At 48.7% G+C, this 17,527-nt stretch carries 14 protein-coding genes and 1 tRNA gene; 5 read left to right on the plus strand and 10 right to left on the minus strand.

What is annotated here, in order from left to right:
- The first annotated feature begins 116 nt into the window (after nt 1-116).
- Nucleotides 117-1,211 (plus strand): LytR/AlgR family response regulator transcription factor, encoded by a 1,095-nt coding sequence (locus RQM65_RS08185; protein WP_314014057.1) that lies wholly within the window; start codon nt 117-119, stop codon nt 1,209-1,211.
- Nucleotides 1,212-1,403: 192 nt separating this feature from the next.
- On the opposite strand, the gene RQM65_RS08190 is transcribed toward RQM65_RS08185, so the two are convergent.
- Nucleotides 1,404-4,085, minus strand: a complete 2,682-nt coding sequence (locus RQM65_RS08190) for an MGH1-like glycoside hydrolase domain-containing protein (RefSeq protein WP_314014058.1) — start codon at nt 4,083-4,085, stop codon at nt 1,404-1,406.
- Between the two features lie 63 nt (nt 4,086-4,148).
- Nucleotides 4,149-4,220 (minus strand) — tRNA-Arg (locus RQM65_RS08195).
- Nucleotides 4,221-4,517: 297 nt separating this feature from the next.
- Between RQM65_RS08195 and RQM65_RS08200 the strand changes: the two genes are divergently transcribed.
- The 4 genes from RQM65_RS08200 (at nt 4,518) to RQM65_RS08215 (ending at nt 8,441) form a co-directional block, all read left to right on the plus strand.
- Nucleotides 4,518-6,281, plus strand: coding sequence for a PQQ-dependent sugar dehydrogenase (locus RQM65_RS08200; RefSeq protein ID WP_314014059.1), 1,764 nt, complete (start codon nt 4,518-4,520; stop codon nt 6,279-6,281).
- A gap of 21 nt (nt 6,282-6,302) precedes the next feature.
- Nucleotides 6,303-6,563: a hypothetical protein gene (locus RQM65_RS08205; RefSeq protein ID WP_314014061.1), complete on the plus strand. Its 261-nt coding sequence runs from the start codon at nt 6,303-6,305 to the stop codon at nt 6,561-6,563.
- A gap of 70 nt (nt 6,564-6,633) precedes the next feature.
- Complete coding sequence (locus tag RQM65_RS08210) at nt 6,634-7,845, plus strand: aminotransferase class V-fold PLP-dependent enzyme (protein ID WP_314014063.1); 1,212 nt, start codon at nt 6,634-6,636, stop codon at nt 7,843-7,845.
- A 26-nt stretch (nt 7,846-7,871) separates the two neighbouring features.
- On the plus strand, nt 7,872-8,441 hold the full coding sequence (locus RQM65_RS08215) for a RidA family protein (protein ID WP_314014064.1): 570 nt from the start codon (nt 7,872-7,874) through the stop codon (nt 8,439-8,441).
- 15 nt (nt 8,442-8,456) lie between these two features.
- Here the strand turns inward: RQM65_RS08215 and RQM65_RS08220 are convergent, their stop codons facing one another.
- From RQM65_RS08220 to RQM65_RS08255, 8 genes are all read right to left on the minus strand, one after another.
- Nucleotides 8,457-9,551: a bile acid:sodium symporter family protein gene (locus RQM65_RS08220; protein ID WP_314014065.1), complete on the minus strand. Its 1,095-nt coding sequence runs from the start codon at nt 9,549-9,551 to the stop codon at nt 8,457-8,459.
- A 31-nt stretch (nt 9,552-9,582) separates the two neighbouring features.
- Nucleotides 9,583-10,062: a nuclear transport factor 2 family protein gene (locus tag RQM65_RS08225; protein ID WP_314014067.1), complete on the minus strand. Its 480-nt coding sequence runs from the start codon at nt 10,060-10,062 to the stop codon at nt 9,583-9,585.
- 45 nt (nt 10,063-10,107) lie between these two features.
- On the minus strand, nt 10,108-11,040 hold the full coding sequence (locus tag RQM65_RS08230; protein WP_314014068.1) for an RraA family protein: 933 nt from the start codon (nt 11,038-11,040) through the stop codon (nt 10,108-10,110).
- 39 nt (nt 11,041-11,079) lie between these two features.
- Nucleotides 11,080-11,556, minus strand: coding sequence for a RidA family protein (locus tag RQM65_RS08235; protein ID WP_314014070.1), 477 nt, complete (start codon nt 11,554-11,556; stop codon nt 11,080-11,082).
- 183 nt (nt 11,557-11,739) lie between these two features.
- A complete protein-coding gene (locus RQM65_RS08240; RefSeq protein ID WP_314014071.1) occupies nt 11,740-12,984 on the minus strand; it encodes an amidohydrolase/deacetylase family metallohydrolase in 1,245 nt (414 codons plus the stop codon).
- Between the two features lie 39 nt (nt 12,985-13,023).
- The gene (locus tag RQM65_RS08245; RefSeq protein WP_314014073.1) at nt 13,024-14,277 is read right to left on the minus strand and encodes an amidohydrolase/deacetylase family metallohydrolase; all 1,254 of its coding nucleotides are present in this window, start codon (nt 14,275-14,277) and stop codon (nt 13,024-13,026) included.
- Nucleotides 14,278-14,358: 81 nt separating this feature from the next.
- A complete protein-coding gene (locus tag RQM65_RS08250; RefSeq protein WP_314014075.1) occupies nt 14,359-15,618 on the minus strand; it encodes an aminotransferase class V-fold PLP-dependent enzyme in 1,260 nt (419 codons plus the stop codon).
- Between the two features lie 46 nt (nt 15,619-15,664).
- Entirely contained in the window at nt 15,665-17,452 is a 1,788-nt protein-coding gene (locus RQM65_RS08255; RefSeq protein WP_314014077.1) for a PQQ-dependent sugar dehydrogenase, read from the minus strand.
- Between the last annotated feature and the right edge of the window lie 75 nt (nt 17,453-17,527).

Here is a 17,527-nt window from a genome sequence, read left to right on the forward strand (position 1 = left end):
ATATAGCGGATTAAAAGAAGGGGGTTCGATAGCAGGGCATTGGAAAGGAAGCCAATACCTTTAAGTTTCGTAGCAGCGTTCAAATTAGTATATTCGAAAAAATTGCCCTGCCCATTATGCGTAAGGATAAGCTTTATTTTCTCACCTTTATTTCCGTGACGATCATTTACGTTGTTGTCGCGTTGATCGCCATCCGGTTCGCCTTACGATCAAGCAGTCTGGAGTTAGTCACTACGCAGCTTGAAATCGGAAAAAAAGAAGCCCGCTCCATGGCTATCCTCGTAGGGCACGAGTTGAGTGGAGGTGTTGTAAAGGATTCCGTCATCAGCCACTTTCAGGCCAGCATCGACCATACGGATCAGGAATCCATTTTTATCAGTATCCTCGATTGGTCAGGACGGATCGTCTGCCATCCCGACGTGAAACAGGTCGGGCAAAAGATAGGCTCAAACGAGTCTTTCGTATCATCGGTGGCCGATGACCTAAGTGCCGATGAATTCTATAATCTACTGATGCAGCGAAAGAACAACCGGCCCGAAAATACCGGTGGGCAGGCCGCTGTAAGTTCCGATGTCTTTTTTATGTTTCCGGTTCAGGGTTCGGATTGGATAGTGGCCTCAAATGCGAACTTAAAGCGCCTGATTTCGCAGTTAAATAGGCTACGAGATCGTTTCTATGTCATATTTGCTGTTTTAGGGCTTATCATCATTCCCGCCTTTGTGATTACCGTTCGGTTTATTGGCAGTAAATATGAGAATCGACTTGAACTACAAAAACAAAAGCTGGAAGATGAAGTACTCAATTTTTCAAAACTGAACCGCGCCTTGGACGAATACCAGCAAAAGGTGAACGAAGATGCCGCGGTCTCGGAAGCGAAAAAGAGAATTCTGACCCACCGCCATAACGAGTTGTTATCCATTCCTACAGAAGATATTGCCCATATTTATACTGAAAACACCGTTACCTATGTGGTTTGCTTCGATAGTTCACGGTCAACGACCAATGCAAGTCTTGATGAATTGTATTCCCAGTTGGATGAAAATTATTTTTTTAGGGCCAACCGTCAATACATCATCGCAATATCTAGTATTGAAAAAATTGTGAAGTACGGAAACAACCAGCTTAAACTCTTGACTTTCCCAGAAACCAAAACCTCCATTTTGATAAGTAAAAATCGAGCTGCTGAATTCAAAAATTGGTTGAATCTCTGAATTTCAATTAAAATCAAAAAGTAGCCCATTAGAAATCTAACCAAAAGCTCCGGAAGGATTTTGAAAGACGTTTACGTGATTTCGGTAATTCTGATGTCGAACATCCGTACGGTACGTTTTGGGCATGGTGCTAGGGCTAAGTCGCAGTATTGGGACGACAACTTTCTTGAGGTTCAACGATAGCGTAGCACATTATTGTTCCTTGCTGTCCAAGATACTCTCGATCAAGGCACCATCCTCGGCCCCGTGGTTTTTATCCCCTTCCATATCCATGATCAGGTTTGCGATCAGGGCCGTCCATCCGGTCTGGTGCGAGGCTCCCAGTCCTTTGCCAGTGTCCCCGTCAAAGAACTCATAGAAGAGATGCTCGTTTTTGAAATCTGCATCCTCTGAGAAATTTTTGCCCTTGGTATCGGCATGGTAATGGAACTTCCCTTTTTTATCCCTTTCAAAAAGCCCCATCAAACGCTTTGTCAACGCATTGGCAATTTCGCGAAGGTTCATCTTGATGCCAGATCCAGTGGGGAATTCATAGACATATTCCGGTCCGTAGTAGGTGTAATACTTGCGTAGGGACTGAACGATCATATAGTTCAGGGGCATCCAGATAGGGCCGCGCCAGTTCGAATTGCCGCCGAACATGTTCGAATGGCTTTCGCCAGGTTCGTATTGTATTTGATGGTGCCCATGGTGCCGGAACACAAAAGGATGTTTTTCGTGGTATTTGGAGAGGGAGCGAATGCCGTAATCGGATAGAAACTCCTCTTCATCCAAAAGTCTTTTGAGCACATGTTCCAGGCGAAAGGCACGCATTACCGAAAAAAGATGGTCCCCCTTGCTATTGGTTTCTTCGATCCGGGAAATCAAGGAGGCCAGCGACGGTCTGCTCTTTATAATTTCCGCTGCCCGCACCTTAAAGTCCTTTAACTCCGCATACAGGTTTTTAGGAATTATCTCCACCGCGAACAGCGGTATGATCCCCACTAGTGACCGCACTCTCAGTCTATCGGTCATCCCGTTGGACATCTCGACCACGTCGTAATAGAAATTATCAGTATGGTCCCAAAGCGATATATGCTCTTTACCGATGTGGTGCATGGCCCAGGCAATATTCAAAAAATGTCTGAAGAATTTGGCCGCAATATCTTCATAGTTTTTGTTCGTCTTCGCCAACTCCAGTGCCATCCGTAGCATATTCAGGGTGAACATGGCCATCCAACTGGTCGCATCGGCCTGCTGCATCCTAGTGATGCCCGGGGGCATGTGGTTGCGGTCGAACACCCCAATGTTATCGAGACCCAAAAAGCCGCCATCGAACAGGTGGGTGCCGTGCTTATCCTTTTGGTTGACCCACCAGGTAAAGTTGATCATCAGTTTTTGAAAGGTCTTTTCCAAAAAATCGGTATCGCCCGTTCCAGTACGTGCCTTGTCCTTTTCAAAGACCGTCCATACCGCCCAGGAATGCACAGGCGGGTTCACGTCACTAAAATTCCACTCATAGGCGGGAATCTGTCCGTTGGGGTGCATATAGCTCTCGCGAAGCACCAACAACAGCTGCTCTTTGGCAAAGCACGGGTCGATATCTACGAAAGAGACCATGTGAAAAGCCAAATCCCAAGCGGCATACCACGGGTATTCCCACTTGTCGGGCATCGAAATGACATGCCGGTTGGTGAGGTGCTGCCAGCCCGCATTTCGAGGATTTACCCGGTAGGGTTGCGCTTCCCCGGGCCCACCGAACAGCCATTTGAAGACATCATAATAATAGAACTGCTTGGTCCATAGCAGCCCCGAGAAGGCTTTTTTAGCAATTTCCTGATGTGCCGGGGGCAGATCTTTTTGGATAATATTGCCGTAGAATGCGTCACATTCCCGTATCCGCCTGTCGAAAATGGCGTCAAAATCGGCAAAGGGATGCTTCATCTTCTTTTTTCGAAGGCGTACCCGTATCGTTTTTTCTTCCCCGGCCCTTAGGCTCAGGCTGTGCCAAATGGCCAGCTTCGATCCTTTCTTATCCGGATTTACGGTGGCTTTTCCGTTTACCACATGGTCGTTGATGCCGTCCTTTACGTAATCGACCTCGTTCAGCGCGCCATAGATACGTTGGTTGTTGGTCTCGTTCTCACAAAAAAGCTGTTCGCCGTTCTCGTGGTAGAAGTAATACCTGCCGTTGCGGACACTTCGTGAACGCACACAATCGTCGGCCATGGATTTCATGTGGGGCCGTTCGTATTTTTCGTTGTGCTTCCAAAAATTACGGAACCACAGCTGGGGCAGCACGTGTAGCTTTGCCTTTCGAGCCCCCCTGTTCACCACGGTCACCTTCATCAGGATGTCTTCTACCCCGGCCTTGGCGTATTCGATAAAACAATCAAAATAAGCGTTATTCCTGAACGCATCGGTGTCCAAGAGCTCGAATTCCGGTTCTTCCCGGCTCCGTCTGTTTTTCTTGACCAATTTGGCGTACGGAAATTTTTTATGCGGATACTTATAGAGATACTTGCAGTAGGAATGTGTGGGCGTGGAGACTTGGTGAAAATAGAGCTCCTTGACGTCTTCCCCGTGGTTGCCCTGCTCATTGGTGAGTCCGAACAGACGTTCTTTTAAAATCCTGTCCTTCCCGTTCCAAAAGGCCGGTGCCAGACAGAGTATCTCGCGCGAATCACAAAATCCGCCGATACCTTCTTCTCCCCAGCGATAGGCATTGCTACGCGCTTTTTCGTGGTCGATAAAATTCCAGGCCTGTCCATGGGCACTATAATCTTCGCGAACGGTGCCCCATTGTCTTTCGGCCAGGTAAGGCCCCCATTTTTTCCAGTTTTGAAAATGGTCGGGAGCGGCCAGACGTTCGGCCTCGGTATTTTTATTGGTCATCTTTGTACTGGTTCGTTTTAGCAAGTTTGGTTGGGAACGGGCAACAAAAATTTAACGATAATGTAGCCCCGGCAAGAATCGAACTTGCATCTAAAGTTTAGGAAACTTCTATTCTATCCATTGAACTACGGGGCCGAGAATGCCGATTCCAGATCATCGCTAACGGCGGTTTTATCGGGACGGCAAAAATAAAGGTTTTTTCGTAAGTCGTAAAATCCTCATAAACTATTTGTCTTTCGTACTGAGAGGGTTAAAAATAGATCCACCATGTACGTGCTGATGGAATTAGAAAGTTGATAACCAAAAACATAATCCACTTTGCTGTCAGAAATTATTTCGCCCTCCATATTTAACATAAGTTGTATCTTAGGACCTCCTATCCAGCATCCAACACTATTGAGGGATGCGTAGCCACCAAACCTGGCCAAACCAATGTTAAACCGATTCAAGCTATATATGCTTGTCGGACTTTGTTCCGCCTTAATAACTAGCTGCGATCGGTCCGTTGCCGATGGCGGCCTCCAACTTCCAGTGGGATTTGAATCTTCGGTGGTGGTGGATAGCATTTCCGAAACGGCAAGGCATTTGGCCGTAAATACCAACGGCGATATCTACGTGAATTTCAAATCTGCCGGTCCCGAAGGGTCCTTGGCCGCTTTGCGCGACAAAGATAACGATGGTAGGGCAGATAGGATGAGGAAATTCGGGATTTCGTCCGAAGACCAAAAGAAATGGGGCTATTCCACGGCGGCCCGAATCTATAACGGGTATCTCTATTTTAGCACCGAGCTCGTAGTCTACCGTTATAAATTGAACCCTGATACCCTGGTGCCAGAAGGTAAAATGGAAACGGTACTGACCGATGATCACCCCCACGGATCTCACGAACATATTGGCAAGCCGCTAGCATTTGATGATAAGGGATATATGTATGTCCCGTTCGGTGCCCCCTCCAGTGCGTGTCAAGAGCCGAAACGTACGCCCGGCGCTCCAGGTCTTGACCCCTGTCCGCAATTGGAAGACCATGGCGGCATCTGGCGGTTCGATGCCAACAAATTAAATCAGACCCAAAAAGATGGGTTCAAATATGCCACGGGCATCAGAAGTGTCGTAGCGATGGATTGGAACTCGGTGGATGGGGAATTGTATGTGGTTATGCACGGTCGCGATGACTTGTTACGACTATGGCCCGATAAGTATTCGCCTTGGGAAAGTGCCCTTTTGCCATCGGAGGAATTTATGAGAGTAACCGAGGGTTCGGACTTCGGATGGCCGTATTGTTATTACGATCAAATAAGGGAGGAAAAAGTACTGGCACCCGAATATGGAGGGGATGGTGAAGTAATTGGCAGATGCGCTGATTTTGAGAACCCCTTCATGGGCTTTCCGGGCCACTGGGCACCCAACGACCTGGTCTTCTATACCGGCGACCAGTTTCCTAATCGTTATAAAAATGGGGCGTTTGTCGCCTTTCACGGTTCCACGAATCGTGCACCCTATCCGCAATCGGGATATTTTGTGGGTTTTGTGCCATTTGAAGACGGCGAAGCCAAAGGCGAGTGGGAAGTATTTGCGGATGGGTTTGCGGAGGTGGATCCTATCGTAAATACCAAGGATGCCCATCATAGGCCTATGGGCATAGCGGTCGGCCCCGATGGATCGCTTTATATTTCGGATTCCGTAAAGGGAAAGATTTGGAAAATAACCTACAACGGGGATACGGAAAATTTCGGGAAAGAAGAGCTCTTGGTCATGGAAAAACGGAAGCAAATGTCCCACATTCGCACTCCGGATAAGGAAAAGGACAATCTCATGCCCAAAAATTTAGTGGGCGGAGCGCAGTTATATCAAAAGTATTGCAGTGCCTGCCATCAAATGAACGGTAGGGGCGCATCGGGCAGATTCCCCCCTCTAACAAATACCGATTGGGTGGCCGGGGATAAGGAAAGACTGATAAAAATCGTACTCAACGGTATGGAGGGCAGTTTAGTTATCGATGGAGAGGTTTACAACGGGGTAATGCCCCAACACAGCTTTTTGAGCGATAGAGAAATTGCCGAGGTGTTGACGTACATCCGGTCGAGTTTTGGGAATGAGGCAAGTGAAGTGAAAATGAGCGAGGTACAGAAAGTAAAGTTGACCCAGCAGGAAAGCGGTGGGAAAATCGTTCCGATCAAAGCAGAGGCCGAAATGTAAAGCAAACTAAAAATCATCCAAATGAAAAAAACATCGGTCATCAGGTCGTTCCGATTTAGTATCGTTTTCTTTCTATTTTTAGCGGTAGCGACTCTTAGACCGATCGACCGCAACTCTTACGGCACACAGCCCGATTCGCATCTGAGAGGATTTTCGGCCTTGCCGTCCGATGGGTTCGTCTTTGAATATGGCGAAACTGCAGTGATCGATGCAGGTGGCGCCGGTTGGGACGGCTTGGCCTATCACCTAAACGGGCTCGCAGCAGCGGAATGGGTCGATTAAAATTCGAGATTCGTAGGTAATAAGAAAAAGTTTAAATGAGTTCATATAGTCATAATTTAAATAAAGCGTCATGTTAAGCAGAAGAAAAGCACTGAAAGCCTTATCTACCTTACCCGTTATAGGCGGAATGTTGGGACCAAGTGTCCTATCCGCGAAAACCGTAGAAGCGGTGGCCATCCCCGAAGCCCGAAATTTTTTTAAGGAGCTGGGAGTCCGAACATTTATTAACGCCGCAGGCACTTATACCTCCATGACGGGATCGTTGATGTCAAAGCCTGTGACCGATGCCATCAATTTCGGAACCACCGAATACGTAAATCTTGACGAACTAAATGACAAGGTCGGGGAGCGTATCGCCCAGTTATTGAAATGTGAGTATGCCACAGTATCCTCCGGTGCTTTCGGAGCCATGACGATAGGGTTGGCGGGAGTAATGTGCGGTGCGGACGAGGAAAAGGTAAAACAACTGCCCGATACGAGCGGAGTCAGAAATGAGGTGATCCTTCAAGAAGCCCACAATATCGGGTACACGCACGCCCTGACCAATACAGGGGCAAAATTGATACGGGTAGCGAACGCCAAGGAACTCGAAAAGGCCATTAACAAAAATACGGCCCTATTATGGTTTTTAAATGCCAATACCGATCAGGGCGCGATAACCAGGGAGGAATTTGTAGCCTTGGGAAAAAAGCACAACGTCCCGACTTTTATCGATGCTGCGGCTGACGTGCCGCCTGTCGACAATCTGTTCAAATTTACCAAAATGGGATTTGATCTGGTTGCTTTTTCCGGGGGTAAAGGACTTCGAGGGCCACAAAGCGCCGGCTTGCTTTTAGGTAGAAAAGATCTGATCAAAGCGGCTCGTATGCACACCCCACCGCGCGGAACGACCATTGCCAGAGGCATGAAAGTCAACAAAGAAGAGGTATTGGGCATGTTGGTCGCTTTGGAGCTCTATTTGGCCCGAGATCATGAAAAGGAATGGGAACTTTGGGAAAACCAGATCCAAATGATTAGCGACAGCGCGAAATCCATAAAAGGAGTGGAAACCGAAATCCACGTACCTCCCCATGCCAACCATGTTCCCAGCCTAAAAATCCGATGGGACGAAAATGTGGTCAAAATTACCAAAGATGCGATGCGAGAGCAGCTGCGCGATGGGCATCCATCCATTGAAACGGTGGGCAACAATGACGAAGTCGGTATCACTACCTGGATGATGGAACCAGGGCAAGAACGTATCGTGGCAAAACGAGTTAAAGAAGTACTCGAAAATGCTTAGTTTCACAACTCCAAAAAAATTAAATGATGAAAACCTTATTAGTTACTATTGCCTTTTTAGGTCTAATTTCGTGCAATACAGCACAGGAAAACGAGCAACAGAGCGAAGAGCCCGTACAAACGGCGGATCCGAACTATGATCCCGAAGCCAAATTGGCCGAATTGGGCATCGAGCTCAGCCCCGCATCCCCGCCGATAGCGAACTTTGTTAATGCGGTACGTACCGGAAACCTGATTTTCTTATCGGGCAAAGGCCCAAAAAAAGCGAATGGCGAAAATATTACCGGAAAATTGGGTGACGACCTGAGCATCGAACAGGGCTACGAAGCGGCACGTATCACCGGAATCAATCAGCTATCGGTATTGAAGCACGAACTCGGCAACCTCAATAAAGTTATACGTGTCGTTAAAGTGTTGGGCATGGTCAACTGCACCCCTGATTTCCCTGATCAGCCCAAGGTCGTAAACGGATATTCCGATCTGATGGTCGAGGTGTTCGGAGAGCGCGGAAAGCATGCCCGTGCCGCGGTAGGCATGGGTTCTTTGCCAGGAAACATCGCGGTAGAGGTCGAAATGATCGTGGAGGTCGAAGACTAAGAAGGGTGAATCATTTTAGGATGTTTCCGGATTTTGAGACTTAGGAGGTTTTTTGTGCCAGTAGGAGGCCAGAATGGATCCCGTGATGTTCATCAACGGCCCGAAAACGGCCGGCGCAAGACCCATGGTAGCTATCTTTCCCAGGGAATTCGCGATGCCCGAGGCAAGTCCGCCGTTCTGCATCCCTACTTCGAGGGCAATGGTGCGTGCGTCCTGTTCCGGCATGTTGAAGACCTTGGCAAAGCCATAGCCCAGACCATACCCGAACAGGTTATGCACCAGTACGAGCAGCATTAGGATGCCTCCGATATCGAGAAGGCTGTCCCTTCCGGCGGCGGTAATGATCATTATTATAATGCCGATGGCCAACATCGATACCACGGGCATCGCCCTATCGAGCCATTTGGTCTTGAAGAGCCGGTTGAACAACAGTCCCGCACCGATGGGGATAATGATCATCTTGGTAATGCTCCACATCATATCGAGAACGTCGATCTGTACGAACTCCCCCGCCAAAAGCTTCATCAACAGGGGGGTCAGGAAGGGTGCCAACAAGGTAGCTATAGAGGTTATGGTGATCGAGAGTGCCAGGTTCGCATTGGCTAGATAGGCCATCACGTTCGAGGCGACCCCGCTGGGGGAGCATCCGATCAATACGATGCCGGCCGCGATCTCGGGCGGAAAATTACTGACCTTGGCCAGCCCGTAGCCCACAAACGGCATGATCATCAACTGTGCGGCAACGCCTATCAGAACCCCCCTAGGGGTCTTGAATACCGCCGCGAAATCCTTCAGGCCCATCTGGGTGCCCATGCCGAACATGATGATCTGGATCAGCGGGATGATCAAGATCGTCAGCTTGACATTCCCTATTTCGGTAAATAGTCCCGGATAGTACAGTGCCGCCGATACCCCCGCAAAGATCATCGTGGTGAACACCATGCCGTTCAGGGATTTATAACCGCTGAACCCCAGCGCCAGGGTCGTAAAGAATAACAGCATATAGGGTCCGGCACTCCCAATATTCCCGGTAAGGACCATGCCGAGCACGACAAGTAACAATAGCAGGGCGATGCCCAGGCTTATGGAATATAGGTTGATCTTCTTCATTATATGTAGTAGTTGGTGGTTGTGCGGTCGGTTATAATTTGTACGCCTGTCTTGCCAGAAGCCGGAGTTTGCCATTCTTCTTCTGAAAGACGAGCATGATCCCGATGTGTACCTCTGCGGGTTCGCCCTCGTTCGTTCCCTTAGCAGAAAGTACGTGCCTTGCTATGGCGGTACTCCCTGAAATATGGATGCTTTCGTCGGAAGTGTCGATGGACAGAAAATCGAAGGGGCCGTTCATCAGGTCGTCGATAAACGTTTCCCCATCCTGGATGTTTCCGCTCGAATGCCCGTAGGACAGGTCATCCGCGGCCATACCTTTTAAAACGGTCCTTTCGGGATCCACCAACGCGGCGTTCAGGGCCGCAACGGCATCTTCGACTTCGCCCCTTTCCAGTGCGGGGTTTTCAACATTGGTCTCGGTCGAAGCCGGTCCGGCAGGTCTGTTCCCATCTTTGCAGGCCAGGAAAGAGAAGAGAACGAGCGCAAAGAACAAGAGACTTAAATTTTTCATGGATCTGTTGTTTTTAAATAGGACCTGTTACTGTTCTGCGGACATCTACCACGTTCGTTCGCTCAATATTCTATCGACCTGTTCCCTGGTCATCTTCCCGAGTTCGGGGTTCTTTTCGAGCCACTGGATAAAATCGTCCTTGATCTTGTCCGTCCACTTGCTGTCTATCTCGCCGGTAGTATATTGGTTGGATCTGATCATTTCAAAACCAAAGACATCCTTTAGGGATACGAACTCCGCCGTACCGACCACCTGCTCGGCCAGATGGGCGGGAATGAACAGGACGCCTTCCCTTTTGGCCAGTACCAGGTCGCCGGGCAATACCATGGCCTCCCCGATGCGGATCGGTGTATTGAGGCCCATAAGCACTTCTTCCTCAAGAAAGGAGGGGTGGAAGTCCCGTACAAAGGCATTGAAGCCCTCGATCTCGGCGATGGCCTCAAGGTCTCTTGCACTCCCGTTGAAGACCACCCCGTTCCCGGATTTGCTGAAAATCGACGTCGCCAGGGTGGCGCCCATCAGCGTGCCCGCCTTGATCTTGCCAAAGCTGTCGGCCACGTACACATCGCCGGTGGTGAGCTCTTCTATGGGCCAGGAGTTGGTGTTGCCCTTTCTCCCCTGGGAATTTATACCTCTCTCCTTGATATTTTTCTCGACATCGGGGCGGCTGGGCATGAAAAGGGCGGTAAGGGCCCGACCGACCACGGGCACATCGTCGTGCACCATTTTCCAATTGCCCTCGAACTGGTTGGTGTACCCCTGGTTCTTCAATACGGTCCATGCGTCGTCGATACCGATCTTTTTGGCACGTTCCAACAGATCGTCCGGCAGTTTGGGCCTACCGTCATCGAAGCGCTCCCCCTTCCATTCCGAGGTAAGAAATATCAGTTCTTCCTTTGGGATTGTTTGTGCCGATAGGTTTTGAAGCAGAAAAAAGATGAATATAAAAAATGCCAAAAAATTGAATCTATACCTCATTATGATCAAGAGTTGAACCGGTTAAAGAATTATACTGGGTTAGTCCAAGGAAGCTATACAATCCATTTCCACCAAGGAATCTCCCGGTACCCCCCCGTAGGTGGCAACAGTAGTCCTAACGGGAGGATTCTTGCCAAAACGTCCCCTAAACACCTCGTTCATTCCCTTGTAATCCGCCAGATCGGCCAGATATACATTGACCTTCAATACTTTTTCCATTGAGGAGCCGTGCTTTTCCAACTCTTTTTGAAGTTCTTGCAAAACGATTTCCGTATGGGCCTTAATTTCATAAGGTTCTACATGGGCGCCCTTGCCGGCGATATATAGCGTGTTCCCGTGTTTTACGCCTCCCGAGAATAATGGTATATCCTGATCGTAGGTAATCTCACCAACGACCTCTTTCTGTGCCCTGACCGGTCTCTTGCCCATGGCATTGACGGTTCCCACGCCGAAAATCGCCGCCAGGCCCATTCCCATTTTTTTAAATGATGCTCTTCTACTTGTCTTGTCCTTCATTTTTACTGATTTTAGATTAGGAATTCTATTCTTGGTCTTAAAATTTATATTGGATGTTTCAGATCGTACCATTCCCGACCTTCCCGCTGTAAACGGCCGTTGCGTCTCTTGAGTCGGAACCTGTACTTGGAAATGGGGGCAGGGATTTCACCATCGTTTTTTAACAGCTCAATTTACAGCTTTTCACCGTATAACAATGGGGTCTGCGATTCCATTAAGATCGTACACGATTTTTCCGTCACGTATGGTGACTTCACATTCCAATTTTTTATCCCCCTCCATTTTATGGCCCGTATAATCAAAAAAACCGAAATGACCTTCCCTCATCCCTAACAAGGTGACATCCGCAGGCGCACCAACGGATAAGTTCCCCAAATCTTCGCGTTTGATGGCTTTCGCGGGATTCCAGGTGCTCGCCGCGATTACCTCCTTGAGATTCATGCCCATCAACATAAACTTTGACATGACGTTCAGCATATCCTTCATGGCGTTGTTCATACTGCCCGTATGCAGATCTGTGCTGATGGTATTGGGATAAAAACCTTCTTTCACTGCGGGAATGGCCTGGGAATAGGCAAAGCTGATGCCTCCATAGCCCACGTCGAAGATAATACCCCTTTCCTGGGCCTTATAAACGAAGGGCTTTACCTTTTTGGTTTGCACATCTACAATCGCTTCCCTGCTGGCCAACTGCCCGAAAGCATGCGTAAAGATATCTCCGGGCCGAAGGTGTTCCATATACAGTTCTTCGATGGATAACGGGGGGTTACTTCCTCCAAAATCGATGACGACAGGGATATCGGCCATATTGCCCGCTTCTACCGCACGGTCTACAGGTGTCCACTCGGGTCCGTTGTAATGGGCGACCTTGAACCCAACGATATCCTGGGGATATTGTCTGGCGACCATGGCACTCATTTTTGGATCCATATCATGGGTATCCTGTTCATAGACGCCGCCCCGCATCCCTTCGCCCACGATGTTCAAAAAGGCAAGCACCCTGGTCTTGGACCTATCGACGATATTCGCCTTGAAGGTGGGGAACGTTTTCCAACCGGGACCGCCACAGTCCACTATCGTCGTTACGCCTACCCGAAAGGTAAAACCGTCCGGGGGCAGTGCGTTAAAACCGTTGCTGTAGGCATGTCGCGGCTCGGTACCCGCAAAAACATGCCCGTGAATATCGATAAGTCCGGGGGTCACAATCAATCCTTTGGCATCGACTACCTGCACGGCCTGTTCCGCACCGATGTTTTTTGCCACCTCGGCAATCTTCCCGTCATTGATGGCCACGTCCATTACGGCATCGATTTCGTTCTTGGCATCAATGACATGGCCTCCCTTGATAAGGATGTCATATTCTTGGGCGATAGCGGAATTACCGATGGAGGATAAAATCATCGCGAGCAATAAACAGTAACTTTTCATGGTCTTAGAATTAAATGAGTCCAGTTGATAAAAATAAGATTAGCGAACGACTATGGGCTCTGCAATCCCGTTAAGATCGTAAACGATTTTTCCGTCCCTTATGGTCATTTCGCATTCGAACTTTTGTTTACCCATCAACTTTTTGCCTTTTCTGTCCCAAAAACCAAAGTCGCCTTGCCTCAAATTGAAAACGGCCACATCGGCTGGGGAACCTTCCGAAAGATTACCCAGTTCTTCACGCTTTATGGCCTGTGCGGGCGCCCAGGTACTGGCCTTGATTACTTCGGGAAGAGGCATGCCCAAGGCCAAAAACGTACCCATCACATTGAGCATATCCTTCATCGCGCTGTTCATGCTTCCGGTATGGAGATCGGTACTGATCGTAGTAGGGAAAAGTCCCGCTTCCGTCGCAGGTATGGCCTGCCCGTAATCAAAACTGGCGCCGCCATATCCAACGTCGAAAATGATGCCCCTCTCCCTAGCTTTGGTAACAAAAGGCTTCAATTGTCGGGATTTTGTATCGACTATCGGATCTCTTCTGTCGAGTTCGGTGTAGGTATGAGTGTAGATGTCCCCGGGACGGAGATGGTCAAAAAATAATTCTTCTATGGACAACGGGGGATGTCTATCATCGCCCCCGAAATCAACGATGACCGGAATCCCCCCAGCCAGTTCCCCGGCTTTTACCGCTCGGTCGACGGGAATCCAGCTTGGGTCCTCAAAATGGGCCACCTTGAACCCCACGATATCGTCCTTAAAACGCTTGGCCACGTTGGCACTTAGTTTGGGGTCCATATCACTGGTGTCCTGTTCGTAGGCGCCGCCCCTCATCCCCTCGCCTACGATGTTCAGGAAGGCAAGCACCCGGGTCTTGGACCTATCGATGATATTTTCCTTAAAAACAGGAAACGTTTTCCATCCGGGATCACCACAATCTACCACTGTGGTTACGCCTACCCGAAATGTAAAACCATCGGGAGGAAGGGCACTAAAGCTATTGGCGAGATAGTGGTCGGGAAGGGTTCCCGCAAAGACGTGCGTATGGATATCGATAAGGCCGGGAGTTACATAAAAACCTTCGCCATCGACAACCTGAACGGCTTTTTCTGCATCAATATTTTTTGTCACTTTGGCGATTTTACCTTCCTTGATGGCCACATCCAGTAGGGCATCGATGTTGTTTTTGGCATCAATGACATGGCCGCCTTTGATTACAATGTCATATTCCTGGGCGGCAACGCGGTTTCCAAAGAATGACATGATCAGAACAAGTATTAGGTAGAGACTTTTCATGGTTTAATTATTTTGGCCTTAAAATGATTCTTCGTTATATAAACTCCCGCCCGCCCTTAAAAAGAGTGGGGACGCCGCCTTTCATCGGACCGCCTGCCGCAAAACCTCCTTGAGTCGTTTGGCTACAATGGATACCTGCTCCGGTCTCAGCAGCACAACTCCCACGCTCAATAACTCTTTTCCATCCTTTTGCCCTACACCGCCACAAACGATACTGGGCGTTCCTCCTTTCAATGCATCATATACTTCTTTGGGAGTGGTCTTAACTCGTTTTTGGTCCCAAGTGACATGAAGGCTGGGGACGACATTGGCCGGGCCGTCAGGCACGTGGGTCTCTCCCTTTACACTTGGTATGGTTGCAATTTCCGACCGAATGCTCTCGGCACGGGACAGCCAATCTTGCCATTCTTTCTTATGATCGCGTTCCAGGTAGGATTTGAGCGCGGCATACATGCCGAACATCTCCTCCTTGTTCACTTTCATCGGACGGCCGATAGGAGCTTCATGCGGACTATTGTTCAGTTTGGCAGCCTCAATAAGGTCTTTTCTCCCGAAAAGCAATCCCGCACTCTGGGGACCTCGGATCATCTTGCCCCCCGAGAAGGTGACGAGGTCAAAGCCCATTTTTTGATATTTGAAAAGGTTTTCCACCGGGGGGACATCGGCCGCCGCATCTATAAATGACGGAATTTTGTGTCGTTTGCAAACGGCTACAAATTCTTCATGATCTATAGAATCCTTAATGCCGTACCATGATATGGCACCGTTAAAGAACAGGGCCATTATCGTATTCTTGTTAATGGCCTTTTCCATTTCATCCGGCCCCTCTACCTCTATAATTTTTGCTCCGGTTGTGGTTATTGCCTGATCGAATACATAACGATGGCTTTTCTGCATGATGACCTCGGGGCGGTCTCCAGCAAGATTGGGCAGCTGTTTTCTTTTATCGGCATCGGTGCCGGTAATGATACCCGCCGTACCCAACACCAATGCGGCAGCGGCCCCGGAGGTAACCATGGCCGCCTCGCAATGAAGCATTTCGGCAATCTTGGCCCCGACCTTGTCCTGTAGTTCGTACATATCGGCGAAGTCATGCGCTGTGGCATTGATGGCCGCCAGGGTCTCGGGCATCATTAACGATCCGGACAAAAAGGTCATGGTCGCACCTGCATTGATCACACGGGTGACTCCCAGTTCCCTAAAATAATCATGTTTTGGGGGTAAACCTAGCGGATTTTCTTTCGATTTCTCGCTTCTTGCCATGGCCATAGGCCCAAGCCCGACCAAGGCGGTGGTAGAGGCCACTATTTTTTTAATTGCCGATCTTCTTTCGGTTTTCATCTGTTGTCGTTTCTTTGCTCGGTTCCTTAACATCAAAACCATCTATTTATTTGGCGGTCGCTTTTCTGACTTTGGCCACTTCATCCGGGTTTATTCCACTCGAACGATTACCAAAATTCTGTCTGATGTACGTTAAAATAAGGGCAATTTCTTCATTCTTTAGGTGGTCAAGTTTGGGCATCACATTGTTATACGATTTTCCACGTACCATAATTTCTCCCTCAAGACCGTTCAGGATGACGTCGATCAACTTTTCCTTGTCACCTATGACCCAATCGGAATAGTTCAAAGGTGGAAAGCGGTCGTTGCCCCGCCCGTTCTTTTGGTGGCATAGCGCGCAATGGGAATTGTATAGTCTAGCACCTTCCGCCATGTTTCCCTCCTTTGGGAAAAAACCATCCGCTTCCGTTGCCACGATGTCTTTTACCTCATCAGGAGTTTTTATATTCGGGGCCTGTTTTTTTCGTTCATCCATTTTTGCCAATTGTGCCTTGCCAAAACCTTCTTTATCGCCTTTGTACATAACGCGCCATATCTTTCCTTTTACCGAATCGGATATGTATATCGAACCATCCGGGCCCATCGCAAGACCCATTGGGCGATGTTTGGCGTCACTGGTATTGAGTATGGTATCGACCCCGGCAAAACCATCGGCAAATACTTCCCATGATCCCGAAGGCGTTCCGTTTTCCATGGGCACAAAGGCGACAAAATAGCCCGCTTGCGGATAGGGGGCTCTGCTTGTAGAGCCGTGAAAGGCCATAAAAGCTCCATTTTTATAACGCTCGGGGAATTGATCTCCCGTATAGAACAAAAGATCGTTAGGGGCAAAATGTCCCGGGAAACCCACCAAGGGTCTCTCCAGCGTATTGACCTTTTCACCCTGCTTTTTTCCGTCCCCTCCATACTCGGGACTGAGAAAATAGTCTTCCTTCATTTGATCGTAATAATAGTATGGCCAACCCGCATCGGAACCCTCCTCGAGCTTTAGAAAAACTTCGGAAGGCAGCATGGCACCCTCCCATACCGTAAATTGTTCCGGCCATGTATTGTGCATATGGTCCCTGCCATGAACAACGGTAAACAGGTTATCGGCTTGGTCGTTCCATTCCAAGGCCACGACACTTCTTAGGCCGGTTGCAAATTTTTCCCCATCTTTTTGGAGCTGCCCTTTTTTATTGGCATCGAACTTCCATATGCCCCCCCTGTGTTCGAGAATGGGACAGGGATCCATTCCAGGGGACATAAAAACTCTATCATCCACTTGACAGGCATCGGAGGGTGCCCCGAAGGGCGTATATAAATTTCCCTTTTTATCGAAAGCTATCGGTTTGGTATCGTGTTGCCGGGGAGGCTGGGTGTCTCTAACGATCAGTTCCATTTCGGAGTCCGGCACCAATTTATCGGTCAATTTCTGACGGAATATGCGGGTGACGGAACTAAAATAGAGATAGTTGTTATGAATGCGCATCGCCGTTCCATAACTGCTTTTATCGAGATAATCGCCGAAAGTCTCAATAATATCGGCCTTACCATCGTTGTCGGTATCGCGAAGGGCGGCGTTACCCCCTACGGAATCGGGAAACCTCAATTTTACGTAGATGTCGCCGTTGTCCTTTACGGCTAGATGTCTGGCACGGCCTTCAAGACTATCGACCACTACCAGTGCTTCAAAGCCCTCCGGTAAAAAAAGTCCCCCATTGTCCTCGTCGCCGATGGGCAAATTTGCGGTACATTGAGAAAAGATAATACAGATAAGAAAGGAAAAAGTAAATATGCTCCAACTTTCACCCGATATTATTTTGATATAAAAAGCACTCGAATTAAATTTCATTTGCGATAGACCTGTATTATTTAATATTCTGGACGTCTGGCGCTGTGGTTTCGGTTAATTTATCCCACCAGACTT

It is taken from the genome of Pricia mediterranea (assembly GCF_032248455.1).
GTDB lineage: Bacteria > Bacteroidota > Bacteroidia > Flavobacteriales > Flavobacteriaceae > Pricia > Pricia mediterranea.